The following is a 15,876-nucleotide window of genomic DNA, read 5'->3' as shown; positions in this document are numbered from 1 at the left end:
CACCGATACTCCATGCAAGCGACGCTCTCGGGTGACGTTGTGCGCGCGGGAGGGCAGGCCCGCGAGCGCTACTACGACTCCAGCGGGTACGGCCACCCAGTCGACGCCGGCGCGCTCGAACTCGCGCCCGTCGAAGCGGCCCACCTCCTCTACCGCGGCGACCTCGACGCCGTCGAAGGGCCGGACGGCGAGCCGATGGACTTCCGGGCGTTCCTCGCCTCCGCGGCCGTCTCGGAGACCGCCTTCCTCGTCTACAAGGACCTGCGCGACCGCGGATTCTACCTCTCGCCCGCCCGAGCGGGGTGGAGCGACTCCCCGGCCGCCCGGAACGCCATCGACGACCCCGCGGTGGACTTCCTCGTCTACCCCCGCGGCTCGGGGCCGTGGGGCGACGAGGTGGCCTACCGGGTCGCCGCCGTCAGCGAGCGCGAGGACGTGCCGGCCGCGAACCTCGGCGACCTCGTGCTCGCCGTCGTCGACGAGGAGAGCGAACTCACCTACCTGGAGACCGAACGCCCGGAGATCACGGGGACGAGCGGAGCCGACCTCCCCAGCGGCGTCTCGGGCGAACTGCTCTCCGACCGCGTCCTGCTGTGGGACCCGCCGGCGATCCTCTACGAACAGGGCTTCTACGGCCAGCCGCTGGACGACCAGCGCGGCGACGTCATCCAGCTATCCCTGCTCGAAGCGGCCTATCTCGCCCGCGAGGGCGTGCTGGACGTCGACGGCGGCACCGAGGCCGTGGTCGAGCGCGGCCGCGAGGTCGAGGGCGAGCGCTTCGACCGCCGCCTGCGCGTCTACGAGTCGCTACGCGACCGCGGCGTCGTGCCCAAGACCGGGTACAAGTTCGGCGCGGACTTCCGGACCTACGCCGACGTGGAGTCGGTGGAGGATCTCGGCCACTCTGAGTTGCTCGTCCGGGTGTTCGACGCCGGCCACACCTTCTCGCCGCGCGATCTGGCGCTCGACGTGCGACTGGCCCACGGCGTGCGGAAGACGATGGTCGTCGCGCTCGTCGACAGTGACGAGGAGGGCGACGCCGGCATCGAGTGGCTGTCGGTGACCCGGCTGACGCCCTGAACGCGCCGAGCCGCGAATCAGCAGTGGCGGGCCGGGATCGACCTATTCGCGTCGCGATTCTCGCCACTCCTCGCGGAGTAGTCCGTATCGGTAGTAATCCTCCCACGCGCCGTCGACGTACGCTTCGTCGCGGAAGGTCCCCTCGCGGGTGAATCCCAGTTTCTCGATGACACGCTGTGATCCCTCGTTCGACTCGAACGAGCGTGCGACGACCTTGTGCAGGCCGAGGCCGTCGAAACAGTGGTCGAGGAGGACGCGGCTCGCTTCGGTCGCGTACCCGTTCCCCCACCCGTCCGGCGTGATCCAGTAGGCGAGTTCGCCGCGGTCGTACTCCGAATCTCCCATCCGTTCGCGGTTGATCAGGACCCAGCCGACGGGGCGCTCGTCGACGCAGACCAGCAGACCGACCGACTCGTCGTTTCGCCCCATCGTCCCGCCGAGAAACGGTTCGACATCGTCGGGGCCGCTCGGGTATTGCGCGGTCCGTCCGGCGCGCACCGCCGGGTCGTTCCGGTTTTCGAGGAGGAAGTCGGCGTCTTCGCTCCGCGCGGGACGGAGCGTTACTCGCTCGCCGGCAAGGAAGACTGGTCCTGGCATGCAGCTGATCGGATCGCCGTGACCGTCAGTGTTTCCGCTGCCATTCTCACTCCGTCTCGGAGGTCCTCGAACCGTTGTTCTGGCTGTTGCGAGCCGGCAGTTGTAACACGCCCCACCGGAGACGGTGGACTTCGACGACCTACTTCGGCACGTACACCAGCGGGTGGTGTCGCCACGCCCACCGGGCGTCGGGCCTGTCGACCACCGACCAGACGCTCTGGGGCCAGGTTCCGAGCGCGTCGCGGATCCGCTCGTACGAGAGCAGGTTCTCGCCGTTGAGCAGGAGTCGGAAGCGGTCCGCGAAGCGGTCGGCGTCGAACTGCGAGTCCTCGCCGAGGTACTCCTCGGGCTCCTCGGCCATCCGCCGCCAGTGTGCGCGAGCGAGGCGGTTCTGGTAGTTGAAGACGAGGTAGCCGCCCGGCGCGACCGCGTCGTACATCGCCCGGAGCGCCTCCTCGACGTCCGCGACGTAACAGAGCGTGAAGTACGAGAACACGACGTCGAACGCCTGCTCGGGTTCGAAGTCGGGGAGGACCGCGCGCTCGAAGCCGACGCCGGCGTCGCGGTCGCGGGCGCGCTCGCGGTTCTCCGCGAGGACCGGCTCGGCGGCGTCGTAGCCGACGACCTCGGCCTCCGGGAACTCGTCATCGACCGCGAAGGCGACGTGGCCGGGGCCACAGCCCACGTCGGCGAACGGGTCGGGCACGCCCGTCTCCGCCAGGAAGTCCGTGACGGCGTCGGTCGCGTGGTGGGCGCTCGGTGCGGCGTCTTCGCGATCGCTGTCGTCCGCGTCGGTCCAGAAGCGGTGCCAGTCGATGGTGTCGTGGTGGGTTGCGTCGCTCATGCGTTGGGTAGAAAAATCGGTCGTCGGGTCCGGTACGTCGGATCGTCGTCCGATGCCGGCCTGGCAGTAGTCCGGTGATGAAACCGGCTGGCGGCGCCGACCGGCCCGGTCGGTCAGGTCGCGCCGGTCGACGCGTCTGCGCCGTCCGTCTCCTCGTCTTCGCCGTCGTTCTCGCCGTCGTCTGTCCCCGCTCCGCTACTGGTCGGGAATCCGTATGGTGCGTGCACTGTCATGCTAGGTCGGTCGCTGCTGGTCGTCGAGCAGTGCGTCGGGCCGAACGACCGAGATGCTCGCTGATCTCGGGATACTGGGATAGATGACTCTCCCGGAAAAGATTTACTATTTAGATTAAGTTTACCGTCTACTTACAACTTCGAACGCCTGGTATTTATAATTTGTGTCGCCATCGCCGGCTCACGGTTGTCGATCCAGTCGCTGGGCGGCCCGCGGCGGTCACCGGGGTGGGCAAAGCGAACGGTATTAGTGCGTGTCGGCGCGAGTACATCGCAATCGATGACATCCGATTCGCCCGATTCCGAGACGGCCGAGCGAGGCCCCGACTCGGACGCACTCCGCGCTGACGGTGGGGAGCCGAGCAACGTGAGGCCACCCTCGCCAGAGCTCCGCGCTGACGGTGGGGTCGACGCCGAGGGGGCCGACGACGTGGCGCTTGACCCGTGGGGGTCGGCCACCGTCTCGGACTACCGGAAACTGTTCGCGGAGTTCGGTATCGAGGAGTTCGACGAGACCCTCCCCGAGGTGCCCGACCCGCACTACCTGATGCGTCGCGGGGTCATCTTCGGCCACCGCGACTACCGCCCCATCGCCCGCGCCATGCGCGAGGGCGAAGACTTCGCCGCGCTCTCGGGGTTCATGCCCACCGGCGACCCGCACATCGGCCACAAGCTCGTCTTCGACGAGATCATCTGGCACCAGCAGCAGGGCGGCGACGCCTACGGTCTCATCGCCGATCTGGAAGCCCACAGCGCCCGCGGGCTGACGTGGTCGGAGATCGACACTCACGCGCGCGACTACATCCTCTCGCTGCTCGCGCTCGGGTTCGACCCCGAAGAGGGCGAACTCTACCGCCAGTCGACCAACCGCGACGTGCAGGATCTCGCCTTCGAACTCGGCGTCGAGGCGAACTTCTCCGAGTTGCAGGCGATCTACGACTTCGACGGCGAGACGGACGTCTCGCACATGCAGAGCGTCGTCACACAGATGGCCGACATCCTCTACCCCCAGACCGACGAGCCGCGGCCCACCGTCATCCCCGTCGGCCCGGACCAGGACCCGCACATGCGCTTCGCCCGCGACCTGGCCGCGCGGATGCGCTACTTCCGCGTCACCGAGGCGTACGCTGGCTTCGAGGTCGACGACGAGCGCGAGCGCGCGCTCCTCTCAGAACTCTACGTCGACCTGACCGTGGTGGGCGACGAGGCCGGCGACGACGACCCGCTCCGCTGTGAGGACGCCGCCGAGGCCCTGCGCGCCGAGCGCGAGGACTACGAGAATCCGGAATACGACGTCGAGACCGTCGAGAGCGTCCTGACGAAGCTGGAGAACGCCGGGATGGAGCCGATCCGTCGACGGACCCGCTTCCTCGGGCGCAACGCCACCGACGATGCCTTCGACGCGCTGATCGAGGCCATCGACGGCGAGAAGCGCGTCTACGACGAGCACATCGACGCGTTCGACCTCTCGCGCGAGGAGGCCGAGGACCTCGCCCGCGAGGTCGAGGTCGAACACGGCGGCTACGGCTTCCGCGCCCCCTCGTCGATCTACCACCGCTTCATGACCGGCCTCACCGGCGGGAAAATGTCATCCTCCGTTCCCGCCTCGCACATCTCCCTGCTCGACGACCCCGAAGACGGGTACGACAAGGTGAAAGCGGCGACGACCGGGGGCCGCCAGTCCGCCGAGGAACAGCGCGAACTCGGCGGCGAGGCCGACGAGTGCCCCGTCTACGAGCTGTACGCTTACCTGCTCGCGGGCGACGACGACGAGTTCGCGGCGGAGGTCTACGAGGAGTGCGTCGGCGGCGAGCGCCTCTGCGGCGGGTGCAAGGAGCAGGCCGCCGAGCTGATGGCCGAGTTCCTCGAGGACCACCAGGAGAAACGCGCCGAGTGGGAGGCGAAGCTCGACGAACTCGACATCGATCTGGACGTGGCTGCCGACCGTCGCGGGTAAGGCGAACGGACCGACGGAAAACGGCTTTTACTCGTCGATCTCGATCTCTATCGGTTCGGACGTGGGTTCGACGGTGTCCGAGTCGAATCGCCCGGTCAGCCGCCAGCTGGCGACGGCGCCGAGGCTCCCGAGAGCCATCCCGGCGCGGACGCCGGCGTCCTTGCCTTTGAGGAGTCGGCCGAGGACGTAGCCGACGACGAAGTTGGTCGCAAACGTGAACAGAGCGCTGCGAATGCGGTGCATACCCGCCTTTTGTGACCGGTGCCCATAGACGTTGCCACGACGGCCGCGTCCACGGATGGTCTGGCGACCCGAGCGACCGCCGAGTCCGGAACGCTTTTCGGCGGCGGCGCGGATCGGTGACGTATGGCACCCGAACCCGCCAGGGGCGGCATCGCCCGCAGACTGCCAGCGGCGCGGTCCGGGTTCGGGTTTTTCTCCGGCGCCTGACGGACGGCGGACGCCCGGGCCGAACGGTTCGTGCCGAAACGAACCCCGGCGGTCCCGGCGGAAACCGTCCGCGCCGACCGGCGCCGAGCGCTCCCGGCCAGCCACCGGCGAGAGCGCCCGGCGCAACAAGAATCGTTAACTGACGACCGCGAAGATACAGCGACAACGAATGAAACTCCCGGAAACACAGGTCGCCGTGCTCGAGGCCGCGAGCGCGGACGACCCCACGCCAGTCGAACAGATCGCCGCGGAGACCGGCGAAAAGGAGGAGGCGGTGACGCGCGCCGCCTTCGAACTCGAAGACGAGGGGCTGCTCACCGTCACCGAACGGACCGAGGTCGAGTACGGCCTCACCGAAGAGGGCGAGGAGTACGCCTACCAGGGGCTGCCCGAGCACACCCTCTGGGTCGGCGCCCTCTCGAAGGACGCCGCCGAGGAGCCGATCGAACTCGGGCAGGCCATCGGCCCCTCCGGGCTGGAGGGCGAGCAGGTCGACATCGCCCTCTCGAACCTCGCGCGGAAGGGGATGGGCACCATCGACAGCGGGATGATCGAGGTCGACGACGACTTCGACCTCGAAGCCGACCCCGAGCGCGCGCTCCTCGAGGACCTCCGCGAGGAGGACGACGCGACCGTCGAGGCCGGCGAGGCCGACGAGGAGACCGTCGCGGCGCTCGAACGCCGCGGGCTCCTCGAAGAACACGAGCGCACGGTCCGTGAGATCTCGCTCACTGACGAAGGCGTTACCGCCCTGATGGAGGGGCTGGAGGTCGCCGAGACCGTCGGCCAGATCACGCCGGAACTGCTCACCTCCGGCGAGTGGGAGTCGGTCGAGTTCGCCGAGTACAACGTCGAGGCCGACGCCGAGACGGTCCACGGCGGCAAGCCCCACGCGCTCCGGGAAATGTCCGAGCGCGTCAAGGACGTCCTCGTCGGCATGGGCTTCGAGGAGATGCAGGGCCCCCACGTCGACGCCGACTTCTACATCAACGACTGCCTGTTCATGCCCCAGGACCACCCGGCGCGCAACCACTGGGACCGCTTCGCTCTCGAAGAGCCGGCGGAGATGGACCGCGAGGACCTGCCCGAGGACCTCGTCGAGGCCGTCGAGGCGGCCCACCGCAACGGCGTCGGCCCCGATAGCGAGGGGTATCACTCCCCGTGGGACGAGGACTTCGCCCGTGCGCTCGCCCTGCGCGGCCACACGACGAACCTCTCGGTGCGCCACCTCGCCGGCGTCGCCGAGGGCGACATCGAGCCGCCACAGCGCCACTTCTCCATCGAGAAGGCCTACCGCAACGACACGCTCGATTCGACCCACCTGCTGGAGTTCTTCCAGATCGAGGGCTGGGTGATGGCCGAGGACCTGTCCGTGCGCGACCTGATGGGCACCTTCACCGAGTTCTACGAGCAGTTCGGCATCACCGACATCGAGTTCAAGCCCCACTACAACCCCTACACGGAGCCGAGCTTCGAGCTGTTCGGCCGCCATCCTGAAACTGGGGAACTCATCGAGATCGGGAACTCGGGCATCTTCCGGCCGGAGATGCTGGAACCGCTAGGCGTCGAAGCCGACGTGATGGCCTGGGGGCTGGCGCTGGAGCGCCTGTTCATGCTCGCGACCGGCGCCGAGGACATCCGCGACGTCCACGGGACGCTGGTCGACCTTGAGTTCCTGCGGAACGAGGAGGTGGTGTACTGATGCCCACCGTCGAGATCGACCCCGACGAGCTGCGCGAGCTGACCGGGCACGACGAGAAAGACGACGACGAACTCCGCGAGGATCTCTTCGCGCTCGGCCTCGAGTACGAGGGCGAGACCGACGACGGCGAGTTCGAACTGGAGTTCGCCCCCGACCGGCTGGACCGCCTGTCGGTCGAGGGCGTCGCCCGCTCGCTGCGCTACCAGTACGGCGACGACCGCGGCGTCTACATCCCGGATACGAACGACGCCGAGTGGACCATCCGCGTCGATTCGGACGTCCCCGACGAGCGCCCCTACGTCACCGGCGCCGTCGTCCGCGGGCTCGACATGGACGAGGCGGCTCTGGAGTCGCTCATCCAGCTGCAGGAGAAACTCCACGCGACGATGGGTCGCCAGCGCGCCAAGGGCGCCATCGGCGTCCACGACCTGACCATGCTCAAGGGGCAGGTCGCCGCCAGCGGCGGCGAGGACACTCCAGAAGAGGAGGAGGACCCGCGCACCGAGACCGCCAGTCCGGGCGGCAAATCGGTCAGGTACACCGGTATCGGCAAGCACGAGGACACGTTCGTCCCGCTGGAGGAGAACCACGAGATGAGCCCCCAGGAGGTACTGATGGGCCACCACACCGCCCACAAGTTCTCCGACCTCGTCGAGGGCTACGAGCGGATGCCAGCCATCTACGACGACATCGGCCTGTTCTCGTTCCCGCCGGTCATCAACGGCAAGCGGACCGAGGTGACCACCGACTCCCGGGATCTGTTCATCGAGATGACCGGCACCGACCAGTGGACGATCGACCACATGCTGAACATCGTCACCTACGCGCTCGACGCCCGCGGGGGCCGCGTCGAGGAGGTCGACGTCGAGTACGCCGACGACGCCTCCGGCGACTACGCCGGGAACACGCTCACCCGCCCGCTCTACGAGACCAAGCGCAAGACCGTCGCCCACAGCGACGTCGAGTCCATGCTCGGCATCGGCCTCGACGGCGAGGAGGTCGTCGACCTCATGGAGCGCGCTGGCCTCGACGCGATCGCCGACGACACCGCCGAGGACGACGTCCACTACGGGGTCACGGTCCCGCCCTATCGCGTCGACGTGCTCCACCCCGTCGACGTCATCGACGACGTGGGCCGCGCCTACGGCTTCAACGAACTCGAACCGCGCTACCCCGACGTGTCCACCGTCGGCGGCCGCCACGAGCGCTCCCGGCTGGAGCGGGCGGCCCGGACCGCCCTCGTCGGCATGGGCTTCGAGGACCTCCTCAATTTCCACCTCATCAGCGAGGAGGCCAACTACGAGCGCCTCGACGTCGAGCGCGGCAGCGACGTGCTCGGCGGCGGCGACCCCGCGGTCATCCAGGAGCCCTACAGCGAGGACTACGAGATCGTCCGGACGTGGGCGCTCCCCTCGGTGATGCTCGTCCTCGAGAACAACACGCACCGGTCGTACCCGCAGGACCTCGCCGAGATCGGCGTCGTGATGGACCAGGACGACGGCGAGCCGACCAAGATGGCCGAGCGCCACACCGTCGCCGCCGCGCTCGCCCGCAACGACGCCTCCTACGAGGACGCCAAGAGCCGCCTGCAGGCGCTCTGCCGTGCGTTCGACGTCGAACTGGCGACGCCGCCGACGGAGCACCCGTCGTTCGTCTCCGGCCGCACCGCGGACGTCGTCATCGACGGCGAGAAGGCCGGCGTCATCGGTGAAATCCACCCGAAGGTGCTCGTCGAATACGATCTTGAGGTTCCGGTCGCAGCCTTCGAGTTCGACCTCGACGCGCTCCGAGAGTAAACCGACCCACTCCGGGGCTAACTCGACGCGCTGCGGAAGTACCGGGGTCGGATCGCTCTCTTCAATTCTGTTCACTCGCCGACGTACTCGATCCGGCCATCGGGCTCGACAGACAACTCGTCCACTTCGCGGGCGTATTCGACGAACGCGCGGTATTGCAGCCCGTGTAACTCGCGAGCGTCTGCGCGACCGACCGTCTCGAACTCGTCGGTGTAGACGACGTAGCCGTTGACCGCGAGCCGCAACTCCCGGCCGGCTTCCAGCGGGCCGCCGTCGAAGAACACCCCCGTTTCGTCTGCACCGCGCTCTCGCCGGATCTCGACGCCGGAGAACTGTCCGGTCCAGACCTCTCCGTCGCGGCCGTCGACGCCGTCTGGATGGACGGATTCGTCGACGAGCGACCGCAACTCACTCCCCGAGACGGTGGCGACGAAGACGCCCGCTTCGAAGGGAGCGATCCCTCTGAGGTCGGCGACGGTCACGTCGGGGCCGATGGGCGGCCCGTCGCGAAGCCCACGGGTGTCGACGTGGGCCACGTCGGCGTCGGCGACCCAGCGGAGCGCGTCCGTGGCGAGTTCCGCGAGCACGCACTCTCCGCGGAGACACCGGGCGCGATCCCGGGGGATGGGCTCGTCGACGGTCGCAACCACTTCGGCCAGCCCCGCGTCGGCGAGGCGCTCGCGGAGGGCGTCGGCCGTCGCCTCGTCGAGTGGGCCGTCGGGCACGTCGCAGCGAGTCGCGGTTGCTCCGTCACCGTTCAGTTCCACCTCCCATATCACGCGGCCGTTGGCGCCGGGGCGGACGAGGAGCGTGCCGTCGACGCGGTCGCGTGTCACGTCGTGGACGTGCCCGGCGAGCACGGCGTCGGCGGCCGTTTCGCGGGCGATCTCACGGGCTACTGCGTCGCCGGTGTGTGCGAGGACGACCAACAATTCCGCGTCGAGCCCATCGGTAGCCTCTCGGACGGCGGCTACCGGGTCGGTCACGTCGACCGACCGGGGTAAGGCGAGCGTCGGGCCGCTCACCCCGACGAGGGCGACCCGTTCGCCGTCACACTCGACGGTCTTCGTCGTATCGACGCCGGCGAACGACTGCCCGTCAACGCGGACGTTCGCGCTCAGCCAGTCGGCGGGCGCTTCCGCGACGACCGCCCGAGCGTCGTCGAGCGAGTGGTCGAAGTCGTGGTTCCCGAACGTCTCGGCGTCTGGCCGTACGTGCTCGAAGAACGGGAGCGTCTGCCGACCGCGTTCCTCGATGGCGAGCGCGCCGGGTGCGAAGTGATCGCCGGTGCCGACGACCAGCGCGTCCGGGTCACGACGGGATTCGATCGCCCCGACGAGTCGACCGACGCGTTCCGGGCGGTCGAAGGCGTTCTCCAGGTCGGAGTAGTGGAGGAGTCGCGGGGACATCGGCTCGGTCACTCCCCGGAGCCCGCTTCGCCCGTCTCCGTCAGTCGGCGTTCGTACTTCGCGAGCGATTCGTCCAGCGCGGCCTCGGCGTCGACGTCCAGCGCCTCGGCGGTCGCCAGCAGCGAGAACAGGGCGTCGCCGATCTCGTCCTCGCTGACGGTCAACTCCTCGGGAGCGTCGCCGTACTCGCTCGACTTCGCGGCGTCGGCGGCGATCTCTCCGACCTCGGCGGCCAGATCGAGGACTCGGTAGGCGGGGTCGGCGTCCATGTCGTGCTCGTCGACGAACGCGGCGACGCGGTCCTGTGCGTCCATGGCCCGCCGTTCGATCCGACTCCGGTTAACGGTTGTCGGCGGTCCGCCGTTCCGCCTCGTTCGGGTGGCTGGGTTCGACCTATTCGATCAGTAACTGTTAATGTCCGCTCGCTATACCCGGTGGCTGTGACCGGGGCGACGCTGGACGATCTGGCGCGTGCGTCCGAGCGACGGAGTCGTGTTCCGTCGCTCTTGCTGGGCGCCGTGGGGGTGGTCGTCGCGCTCTCGATCGACCTGCTCGCGGCGGCCGGGATCTGCGCCGGTCTCTACGTAGTCTCGCTCGTCCCGCTGTGCGGTGCTCGCGACGAGACGCGACTCGCGACCGACCGATCTCCCGAGGCAGTTCGCTCGGAGTTCACTGGGCCCGAGTGCCCGCTGTTTGCCATCGAGCGTCAATGGGTCGACGCGGCGAGCGACCACGAGTCGGGCTTCGAGTTCGTCGCGGAGGGACTCAGTGGGACATGGAAGACGGTCTTCGACGTCCGCGAACCGGTCGAGGGGAGCGCGGATTTCGTCCTCGAAATGTCACAGTACGACCGCGTTCAGTCGACGCACGCCGTCCGGATCGAAGCCGGTGACGACCGCGAACGGACGGTTGTCGTCGTGACGAGCGAGACGAGAAAGGTGACCGCTGAGAAGTGGCTCCGCGCGTTCCTCCAGGGGCCGATCTCCGACCGCGCGCTGGAGCGGCAGGGGTACGACGTCCTCGAGTCGAACAGCTCGCTTTTCATCTGATTCGGTACTGAGGAAGACTCGGGTTCTCGCGGGTTTCGACTGCTGCCCGTAGCTATATCCCGCGACCGTCCGATACGGGGTCATGGCTGCGCTCGAAGTCGAGGGACTCACCAAGGACTACGGCGAGGTCCTCGCGAACGACGACGTCACCTTCTCCGTCGCGGACGGCGAGGTGTTCGGCTACCTCGGCCCCAACGGCGCCGGGAAGACGACGACAATCCGGACGCTGATGGGGTTCCAGTCGCCGACGGCCGGGCGCGCGACCGTCCTCGGTCACGATGTCACCGACGAGGAGGACCTGATCGCCGCCAAACGGCGGATCGGGTATCTGCCGGCCAACCCCGCGTTCGACGAGGACGTGACCGGTCGGGAGGTACTCGACCTCCACGGTGCGATCAAGGGCGAGCAGCGCCGCGCGGAGCTTCTGGAGACCTTCGACCCGCCGATCGACCGGGAGGTCCGCGACTACTCGACGGGGAACGTCCAGAAGCTCGGCCTCGTCCAGGCGTTCATGCACGACCCCGACCTCGTCGTGATGGACGAGCCCACGAGCGGCCTCGACCCGCTCATGCAGCGGGCGTTCAACGAGTTCGTCGACGCCGAGAAAGAACGGGGGCTGACGGTCTTCCTCTCCTCGCACGTACTCAGCGAGGTGCGCCGGGTCTGCGACCGGGTCGGCGTCCTCCGCGAGGGGCGGCTCGTCACCACCGAGCGCATCGAGGACCTGCTCCACCGGACGGGCAAGTTCGTCCGAGTGCGCGTCGCGGGCGACGTGAGCGCGAGCGTGTTCGACCTCGACGGCGTCCACGACGTGTCCTGCAGCGGGACCGACGGCGGGGTGGCCGGATCGAACTCCGCCGGGGCGTCGAACCCCGTCGGCGAATCGAGTCCCGGCGGGAAATCGGGGGAGGCGTCCCGCCGGAGCGACCCGGTCACCGAGTGTACGTTCACCTTCACCGGCGACGTGAACGCACTGCTCGACCGCCTCGGCGAGTTGACGCTCGTCGACCTCGATATCGAGGAGGCGCCGCTCGAAGAAGTGTTCATGCGCTTCTACGGGGGCGACGATGCTTGAGATCGCCCGTTACGAGGGGCGCCACCGCGCCCGGGGCGCCGCCGTCGCGACTGCCGCGCTCAGCGGGTTCGCCCTCCTCTACATCTTCGTCTACCCCACGTTCGCCGAGAGCCTCGGCACCGACATCGACCAGCTGCTCGAAGCCTACCCCGAGGCGCTCTCGAAGGCCTTCGGTGTCCAGTCGCTTGCGAGCATGGAGGGGTATCTCGCTTCCGAGCTGTACACCTTCGGCTGGCTGCTGATCGTGGGTCTCTACTTCGCCTACGCCGCGGCGTCGCTGATCGCCGCCGACGTGGAGCGCGAGCGGATGGACATGCTCCTCTCGCTGCCCGTCTCGCGCGCCCGCGTGGTCCTCGAACAGTTCGCCTCCCTCGCCGTGCCGCTCGTCGCCCTGTCGGCGGTCGTCCCCGTCGTGGTCGTCCTCGGGACCGCCGCGGTCGACTATCCGGTCCCCGCCGCCGACGTCGTGGCGCTGCACCTCCTCTCGATCCCCTACCTGACGACATGCGCCGGCATCGGACTGATCGCGTCCGTGGTCTTCGACCGCGCGAGTCTCGCCCAGCGCGCGGCGGTGGGCGTCCTCGTCGCGCTCTTCTTCGGCGAGTCGCTGCTGACCGGCACCGACTACGAGGCCCTCGGCGCCGTCTCGCCGACGCGGTACGTCGACCCCAACGCCGTCCTCCGGGAGAGCGAGTACGCGGTCGGTGACGCGCTCGTGCTCGCCGTCGCGACGCTCGCGCTCGTCGCGCTCGCGGCCGTCTACTTTCGGCGGAAGGACATCGAGTGAACGGGCACTGACGGGGCGTTAGTCGAGGTCCGCGCCGATCGCGTCTTCGATCGAGTCGAAGCCGTCCCGTTCCAGCAGGTCGAGCAGGCCGCGATTGATCTCGCGGGCGATCGACGGCCCGCGGTAGAGGAAGGCGGTGTACAGCTGGACGACGCTGGCGCCCGCGCGGATCTTCCGGTAGGCGTCCTCGGCGGTGGCGACCCCGCCGACGCCGACCACGGGCACGTCGACGCGCTCGGCGACGAACCGGGTCGTCTCCGTCGCGCGCGCCTCGATGGGCGCGCCCGACAGTCCGCCGGTCTCGACGCGGTTCTTGCTCTGTAGGGTCTCCGGGCGCTCCGTGGACGTGTTCGTCGCGACGACGCCGTCCAGCCCGAGTTCGGTGACGAGATCGAGCGTGTCCGCGATCGCCGGCTCCGGGAGGTCGGGCGAGAGCTTGACGAGCAGCGGCTCGGCGCCGGCGTCCTGGAGTTCGGTCAGGATGGCCGTCATCGCCTCGCGGTTCTGGAGCTCCTCGAACCCCTGGGAGTTCGGGCAGGAAACGTTGACGACGAAGAAGTCGCCACCGTCGGCGACCTCCTCGTAGGTCCTGCGGTAGTCGGCGGGCGCGCCCTCGGTCCCGACGTGTTCCGACTTGGCGATGTTGACGCCGACGGGGACGGGCGCGTCGAGGGCGGCAAGTCGCTCGCCGACGACGTCAGCGCCGTCGTTGTTGAGGCCCATGCGGTTGATGACCGCGCGGTCCTCTCGCAGGCGGAACATCCGGGGGCGGGGATTGCCCGACTGCGGGACGGCGGTGACGCCCCCGACTTCGACGAACCCGAAGCCCAGCGCGGCCAGCCCGCGGGCGGCCTCGGCGTTCTTGTCGAAGCCGGCGGCTACCCCGACGGGGTTGGAAAACGACTGGCCGAACGCGTCGACGCCGAGTCGGTCGTCGTCGACGGCGTAGTGGCGCGCGATACGGGTCTCGAACGGGCGCGTCCCGGCGAGCCTGACGGCGCCGTGGCCGAGGGTGTGGGCGGTTTCGGCCGGCAGTGAGAACAACAGCGGTCGAGCGATGTCGTATCCGTTCATGTGTAGACGCCCCGACGACGGGGCTGGGCCGGCCCGGGCGTCAAAACTCGTGTTCCACGTCGTCGGGGTCGGCTTTCTGAATGATGATCTTGTTGTCGCGGACCCGGACGAACACCTCGTCGCCGATCTCCATCCCGGCGACGGCCAGCTCGTCCTCGTGGATGTTGATGTGGACGTTGTGGTACTCGCCGTCCTCGTCTTTGGCGCCACTCGGGCTGAGCTTCTTCTTTCGCACCATCGCGCTATCCTATTCGGCCCTTCGCCGCAGGATACACTTAAGTCTACCGTGCGCGCCCGGATCCCACACCGATCGGCGGCTTTGAGGTGCATGATTCGGCGCGCGCGAGATAAATTCTCGTCGGCTAACCCGGAAATCTGGGGCGGTTCGACCGGCGATCGCGGTCGTTTCGAGCACCGCATATAAACGAATCGCTAGCACGCGGTGCGATCCGGGGGTATTTTTATAATGAATCATGTGCTGAGTTCGCATGGAGCGGTCGAATCAATGGCACCCGACAGCGACAAGCGCAACTTCGCGCTCAGGACGGAGAACGGCGAGGAAGACAGCGTCTTTTCGGGGAGCACACCTCGACAGGCGGCACTGAAGGCTGCGCGACGGCTCGACCCGGCCAGCAGCGAGGAGGCGGCCGACCGGCAGTCTATCCGGCTCCGAGAGAAAGGCACCCACAAGGTCCACATCTACGAGGGGTGGTCCTGGAAGGAGTCCCCGCCGGAAGTCGACATGAACGAGTGGGACGCCGAGGACCCCTCGGACGTGTGGATGAACGAGGTCGACGAGATCACGAAGGCAAACGTCTCGAAACAGGGCGTCGAACACCTCGACGAGATTTGAGCCGGTCCGGCAGGACCACCCTTCGTGGCCCTCCCTGATTCGCCCGCAACCAGCAGCGGGTGCCTCAGCCCCTCGTCCGCGTGCGTGAACTACATATGAATCGCCCACCGAGCGGTACGTGCGTGGCTCCCACTCGGCCGGACCGAGCGCGCAACGCGCGGGATGACCGGCCGCTCTCCTTCCACGCGACATTCCGAACCCGATAGCGGCGTCGCCGGCGCCGACTTCTGTGATCCCGTCCCATGAAACCGCGTGACGAGGCGGGTACCGATCCGACGGCCTTAAGTAAAACACCCCCATCGTATCGGGTACGAAGCGGCGTGGGGCGACGCCCCGCTGGGATGCCGGTCGACGGCACCTCGGCGGTCTCACCTCGTGCCAGTCGGACCGAGTGGGTCGAAGGGGTTATATAACCCCGTCGGCCTACATTACGGTCCGAAGGAGATGAGGATTCCACCCCTGCGGTCCGCCGTACAGATGGGATCTGATGTTAGCCCTGGTAGTTCGGTGATACCCGGTCTGTGACCGTGTGTCGCCGGATGCTAGATACGATAGCGATCGAGATCACACTCATACAGAGTGTGTTCCCGCCTAACCCCCCTGCTCTGCAGGGGAACATTCCGGTTGATCCTGCCGGAGGCCATTGCTATCGGAGTCCGACTTAGCCATGCTAGTCGCACGGGTTCAGACCCGTGGCAAATAGCTCAGTAACACGTGGCCAAACTACCCTCTGGACGGGAATAACCTCGGGAAACTGAGGCTAATTCCTGATACGGCTCGCATCCTGGAGTGGAGCGAGCCGGAAACGTTCCGGCGCCAGAGGATGTGGCTGCGGCCGATTAGGTAGACGGTGGGGTAACGGCCCACCGTGCCGATAATCGGTACAGGTTGTGAGAGCAAGAGCCTGGAGACGGAATCTGAGACAAGATTCCGGGCCCTACGGGGCGCAGCAGGCGCGAAACCTTTACAC

15 protein-coding genes and 1 rRNA gene are annotated in these 15,876 nt (G+C 68.0%); 9 read left to right on the top strand and 7 right to left on the bottom strand.

From position 1 onward, the window contains the following. Nucleotides 1-12: 12 nt before the first annotated feature. Nucleotides 13-1,080, top strand: a complete 1,068-nt coding sequence (gene endA / locus AB2U09_RS13740; RefSeq protein ID WP_459193295.1) for a tRNA-intron lyase — start codon at nt 13-15, stop codon at nt 1,078-1,080. A 42-nt stretch (nt 1,081-1,122) separates the two neighbouring features. Here endA and AB2U09_RS13735 read toward each other — a convergent pair whose 3' ends face one another. Both AB2U09_RS13735 and AB2U09_RS13730 read right to left on the bottom strand, forming a co-directional pair. Continuing rightward, nucleotides 1,123-1,677 carry a GNAT family N-acetyltransferase gene (locus tag AB2U09_RS13735; protein WP_459193294.1) on the bottom strand — a complete coding sequence of 185 codons (555 nt, stop codon included), beginning with the start codon at nt 1,675-1,677 and terminating at the stop codon, nt 1,123-1,125. A 139-nt stretch (nt 1,678-1,816) separates the two neighbouring features. Continuing rightward, nucleotides 1,817-2,521: a class I SAM-dependent methyltransferase gene (locus tag AB2U09_RS13730; protein WP_459193293.1), complete on the bottom strand. Its 705-nt coding sequence runs from the start codon at nt 2,519-2,521 to the stop codon at nt 1,817-1,819. Nucleotides 2,522-3,034: 513 nt separating this feature from the next. Here AB2U09_RS13730 and AB2U09_RS13725 point away from each other — a divergent pair. Beyond that, nucleotides 3,035-4,711, top strand: coding sequence for a tryptophan--tRNA ligase (locus tag AB2U09_RS13725; protein WP_459193292.1), 1,677 nt, complete (start codon nt 3,035-3,037; stop codon nt 4,709-4,711). 27 nt (nt 4,712-4,738) lie between these two features. On the opposite strand, the gene AB2U09_RS13720 is transcribed toward AB2U09_RS13725, so the two are convergent. Then, nucleotides 4,739-4,954, bottom strand: a complete 216-nt coding sequence (locus AB2U09_RS13720; protein ID WP_459193291.1) for a hypothetical protein — start codon at nt 4,952-4,954, stop codon at nt 4,739-4,741. 376 nt (nt 4,955-5,330) lie between these two features. On the opposite strand from AB2U09_RS13720, the gene pheS reads away from it, so the two are divergent. Together pheS and pheT are read left to right on the top strand one after the other, a co-directional pair. Beyond that, nucleotides 5,331-6,863, top strand: coding sequence for a phenylalanine--tRNA ligase subunit alpha (pheS, locus tag AB2U09_RS13715; protein ID WP_459193290.1), 1,533 nt, complete (start codon nt 5,331-5,333; stop codon nt 6,861-6,863). Then, the gene (gene pheT, locus AB2U09_RS13710) at nt 6,863-8,659 is read left to right on the top strand and encodes a phenylalanine--tRNA ligase subunit beta (protein ID WP_459193289.1); all 1,797 of its coding nucleotides are present in this window, start codon (nt 6,863-6,865) and stop codon (nt 8,657-8,659) included. Before pheS ends, pheT begins: the two co-directional genes overlap by 1 nt. 71 nt (nt 8,660-8,730) lie before the next feature. Here the strand turns inward: pheT and AB2U09_RS13705 are convergent, their stop codons facing one another. Beyond that, nucleotides 8,731-10,068, bottom strand: coding sequence for a bifunctional metallophosphatase/5'-nucleotidase (locus tag AB2U09_RS13705; protein ID WP_459193288.1), 1,338 nt, complete (start codon nt 10,066-10,068; stop codon nt 8,731-8,733). An 8-nt stretch (nt 10,069-10,076) separates the two neighbouring features. Next, entirely contained in the window at nt 10,077-10,382 is a 306-nt protein-coding gene (locus AB2U09_RS13700; protein ID WP_459193287.1) for a MazG nucleotide pyrophosphohydrolase domain-containing protein, read from the bottom strand. Nucleotides 10,383-10,508: 126 nt separating this feature from the next. On the opposite strand from AB2U09_RS13700, the gene AB2U09_RS13695 reads away from it, so the two are divergent. The 3 genes from AB2U09_RS13695 to AB2U09_RS13685 all read left to right on the top strand — a co-directional run bounded on the left by AB2U09_RS13695 (nt 10,509) and on the right by AB2U09_RS13685 (nt 12,979). Next, nucleotides 10,509-11,117 (top strand): hypothetical protein, encoded by a 609-nt coding sequence (locus AB2U09_RS13695; RefSeq protein ID WP_459193286.1) that lies wholly within the window; start codon nt 10,509-10,511, stop codon nt 11,115-11,117. Nucleotides 11,118-11,199: 82 nt separating this feature from the next. After that, complete coding sequence (locus AB2U09_RS13690) at nt 11,200-12,192, top strand: ABC transporter ATP-binding protein (protein ID WP_459193285.1); 993 nt, start codon at nt 11,200-11,202, stop codon at nt 12,190-12,192. Continuing rightward, on the top strand, nt 12,185-12,979 hold the full coding sequence (locus AB2U09_RS13685) for an ABC transporter permease subunit (protein ID WP_459193284.1): 795 nt from the start codon (nt 12,185-12,187) through the stop codon (nt 12,977-12,979). Before AB2U09_RS13690 ends, AB2U09_RS13685 begins: the two co-directional genes overlap by 8 nt. A gap of 18 nt (nt 12,980-12,997) precedes the next feature. Here the strand turns inward: AB2U09_RS13685 and AB2U09_RS13680 are convergent, their stop codons facing one another. Further along, on the bottom strand, nt 12,998-14,053 hold the full coding sequence (locus AB2U09_RS13680; protein WP_459193283.1) for a quinone-dependent dihydroorotate dehydrogenase: 1,056 nt from the start codon (nt 14,051-14,053) through the stop codon (nt 12,998-13,000). 40 nt (nt 14,054-14,093) lie between these two features. After that, nucleotides 14,094-14,291 carry a hypothetical protein gene (locus tag AB2U09_RS13675; RefSeq protein ID WP_006882158.1) on the bottom strand — a complete coding sequence of 66 codons (198 nt, stop codon included), beginning with the start codon at nt 14,289-14,291 and terminating at the stop codon, nt 14,094-14,096. A gap of 267 nt (nt 14,292-14,558) precedes the next feature. Between AB2U09_RS13675 and AB2U09_RS13670 the strand changes: the two genes are divergently transcribed. Together AB2U09_RS13670 and AB2U09_RS13665 are read left to right on the top strand one after the other, a co-directional pair. Next, nucleotides 14,559-14,906, top strand: a complete 348-nt coding sequence (locus tag AB2U09_RS13670) for a non-histone chromosomal MC1 family protein (RefSeq protein WP_459193282.1) — start codon at nt 14,559-14,561, stop codon at nt 14,904-14,906. Nucleotides 14,907-15,523: 617 nt separating this feature from the next. Beyond that, nucleotides 15,524-15,876: ribosomal RNA gene (locus tag AB2U09_RS13665) — 16S ribosomal RNA — on the top strand; the annotation flags it as partial.

The organism is Halosimplex yunnanense, from assembly GCF_054504345.1.
Note: the sequence above shows the minus strand (reverse complement) of the source record. Positions and strands in the feature narration are given on the sequence as shown.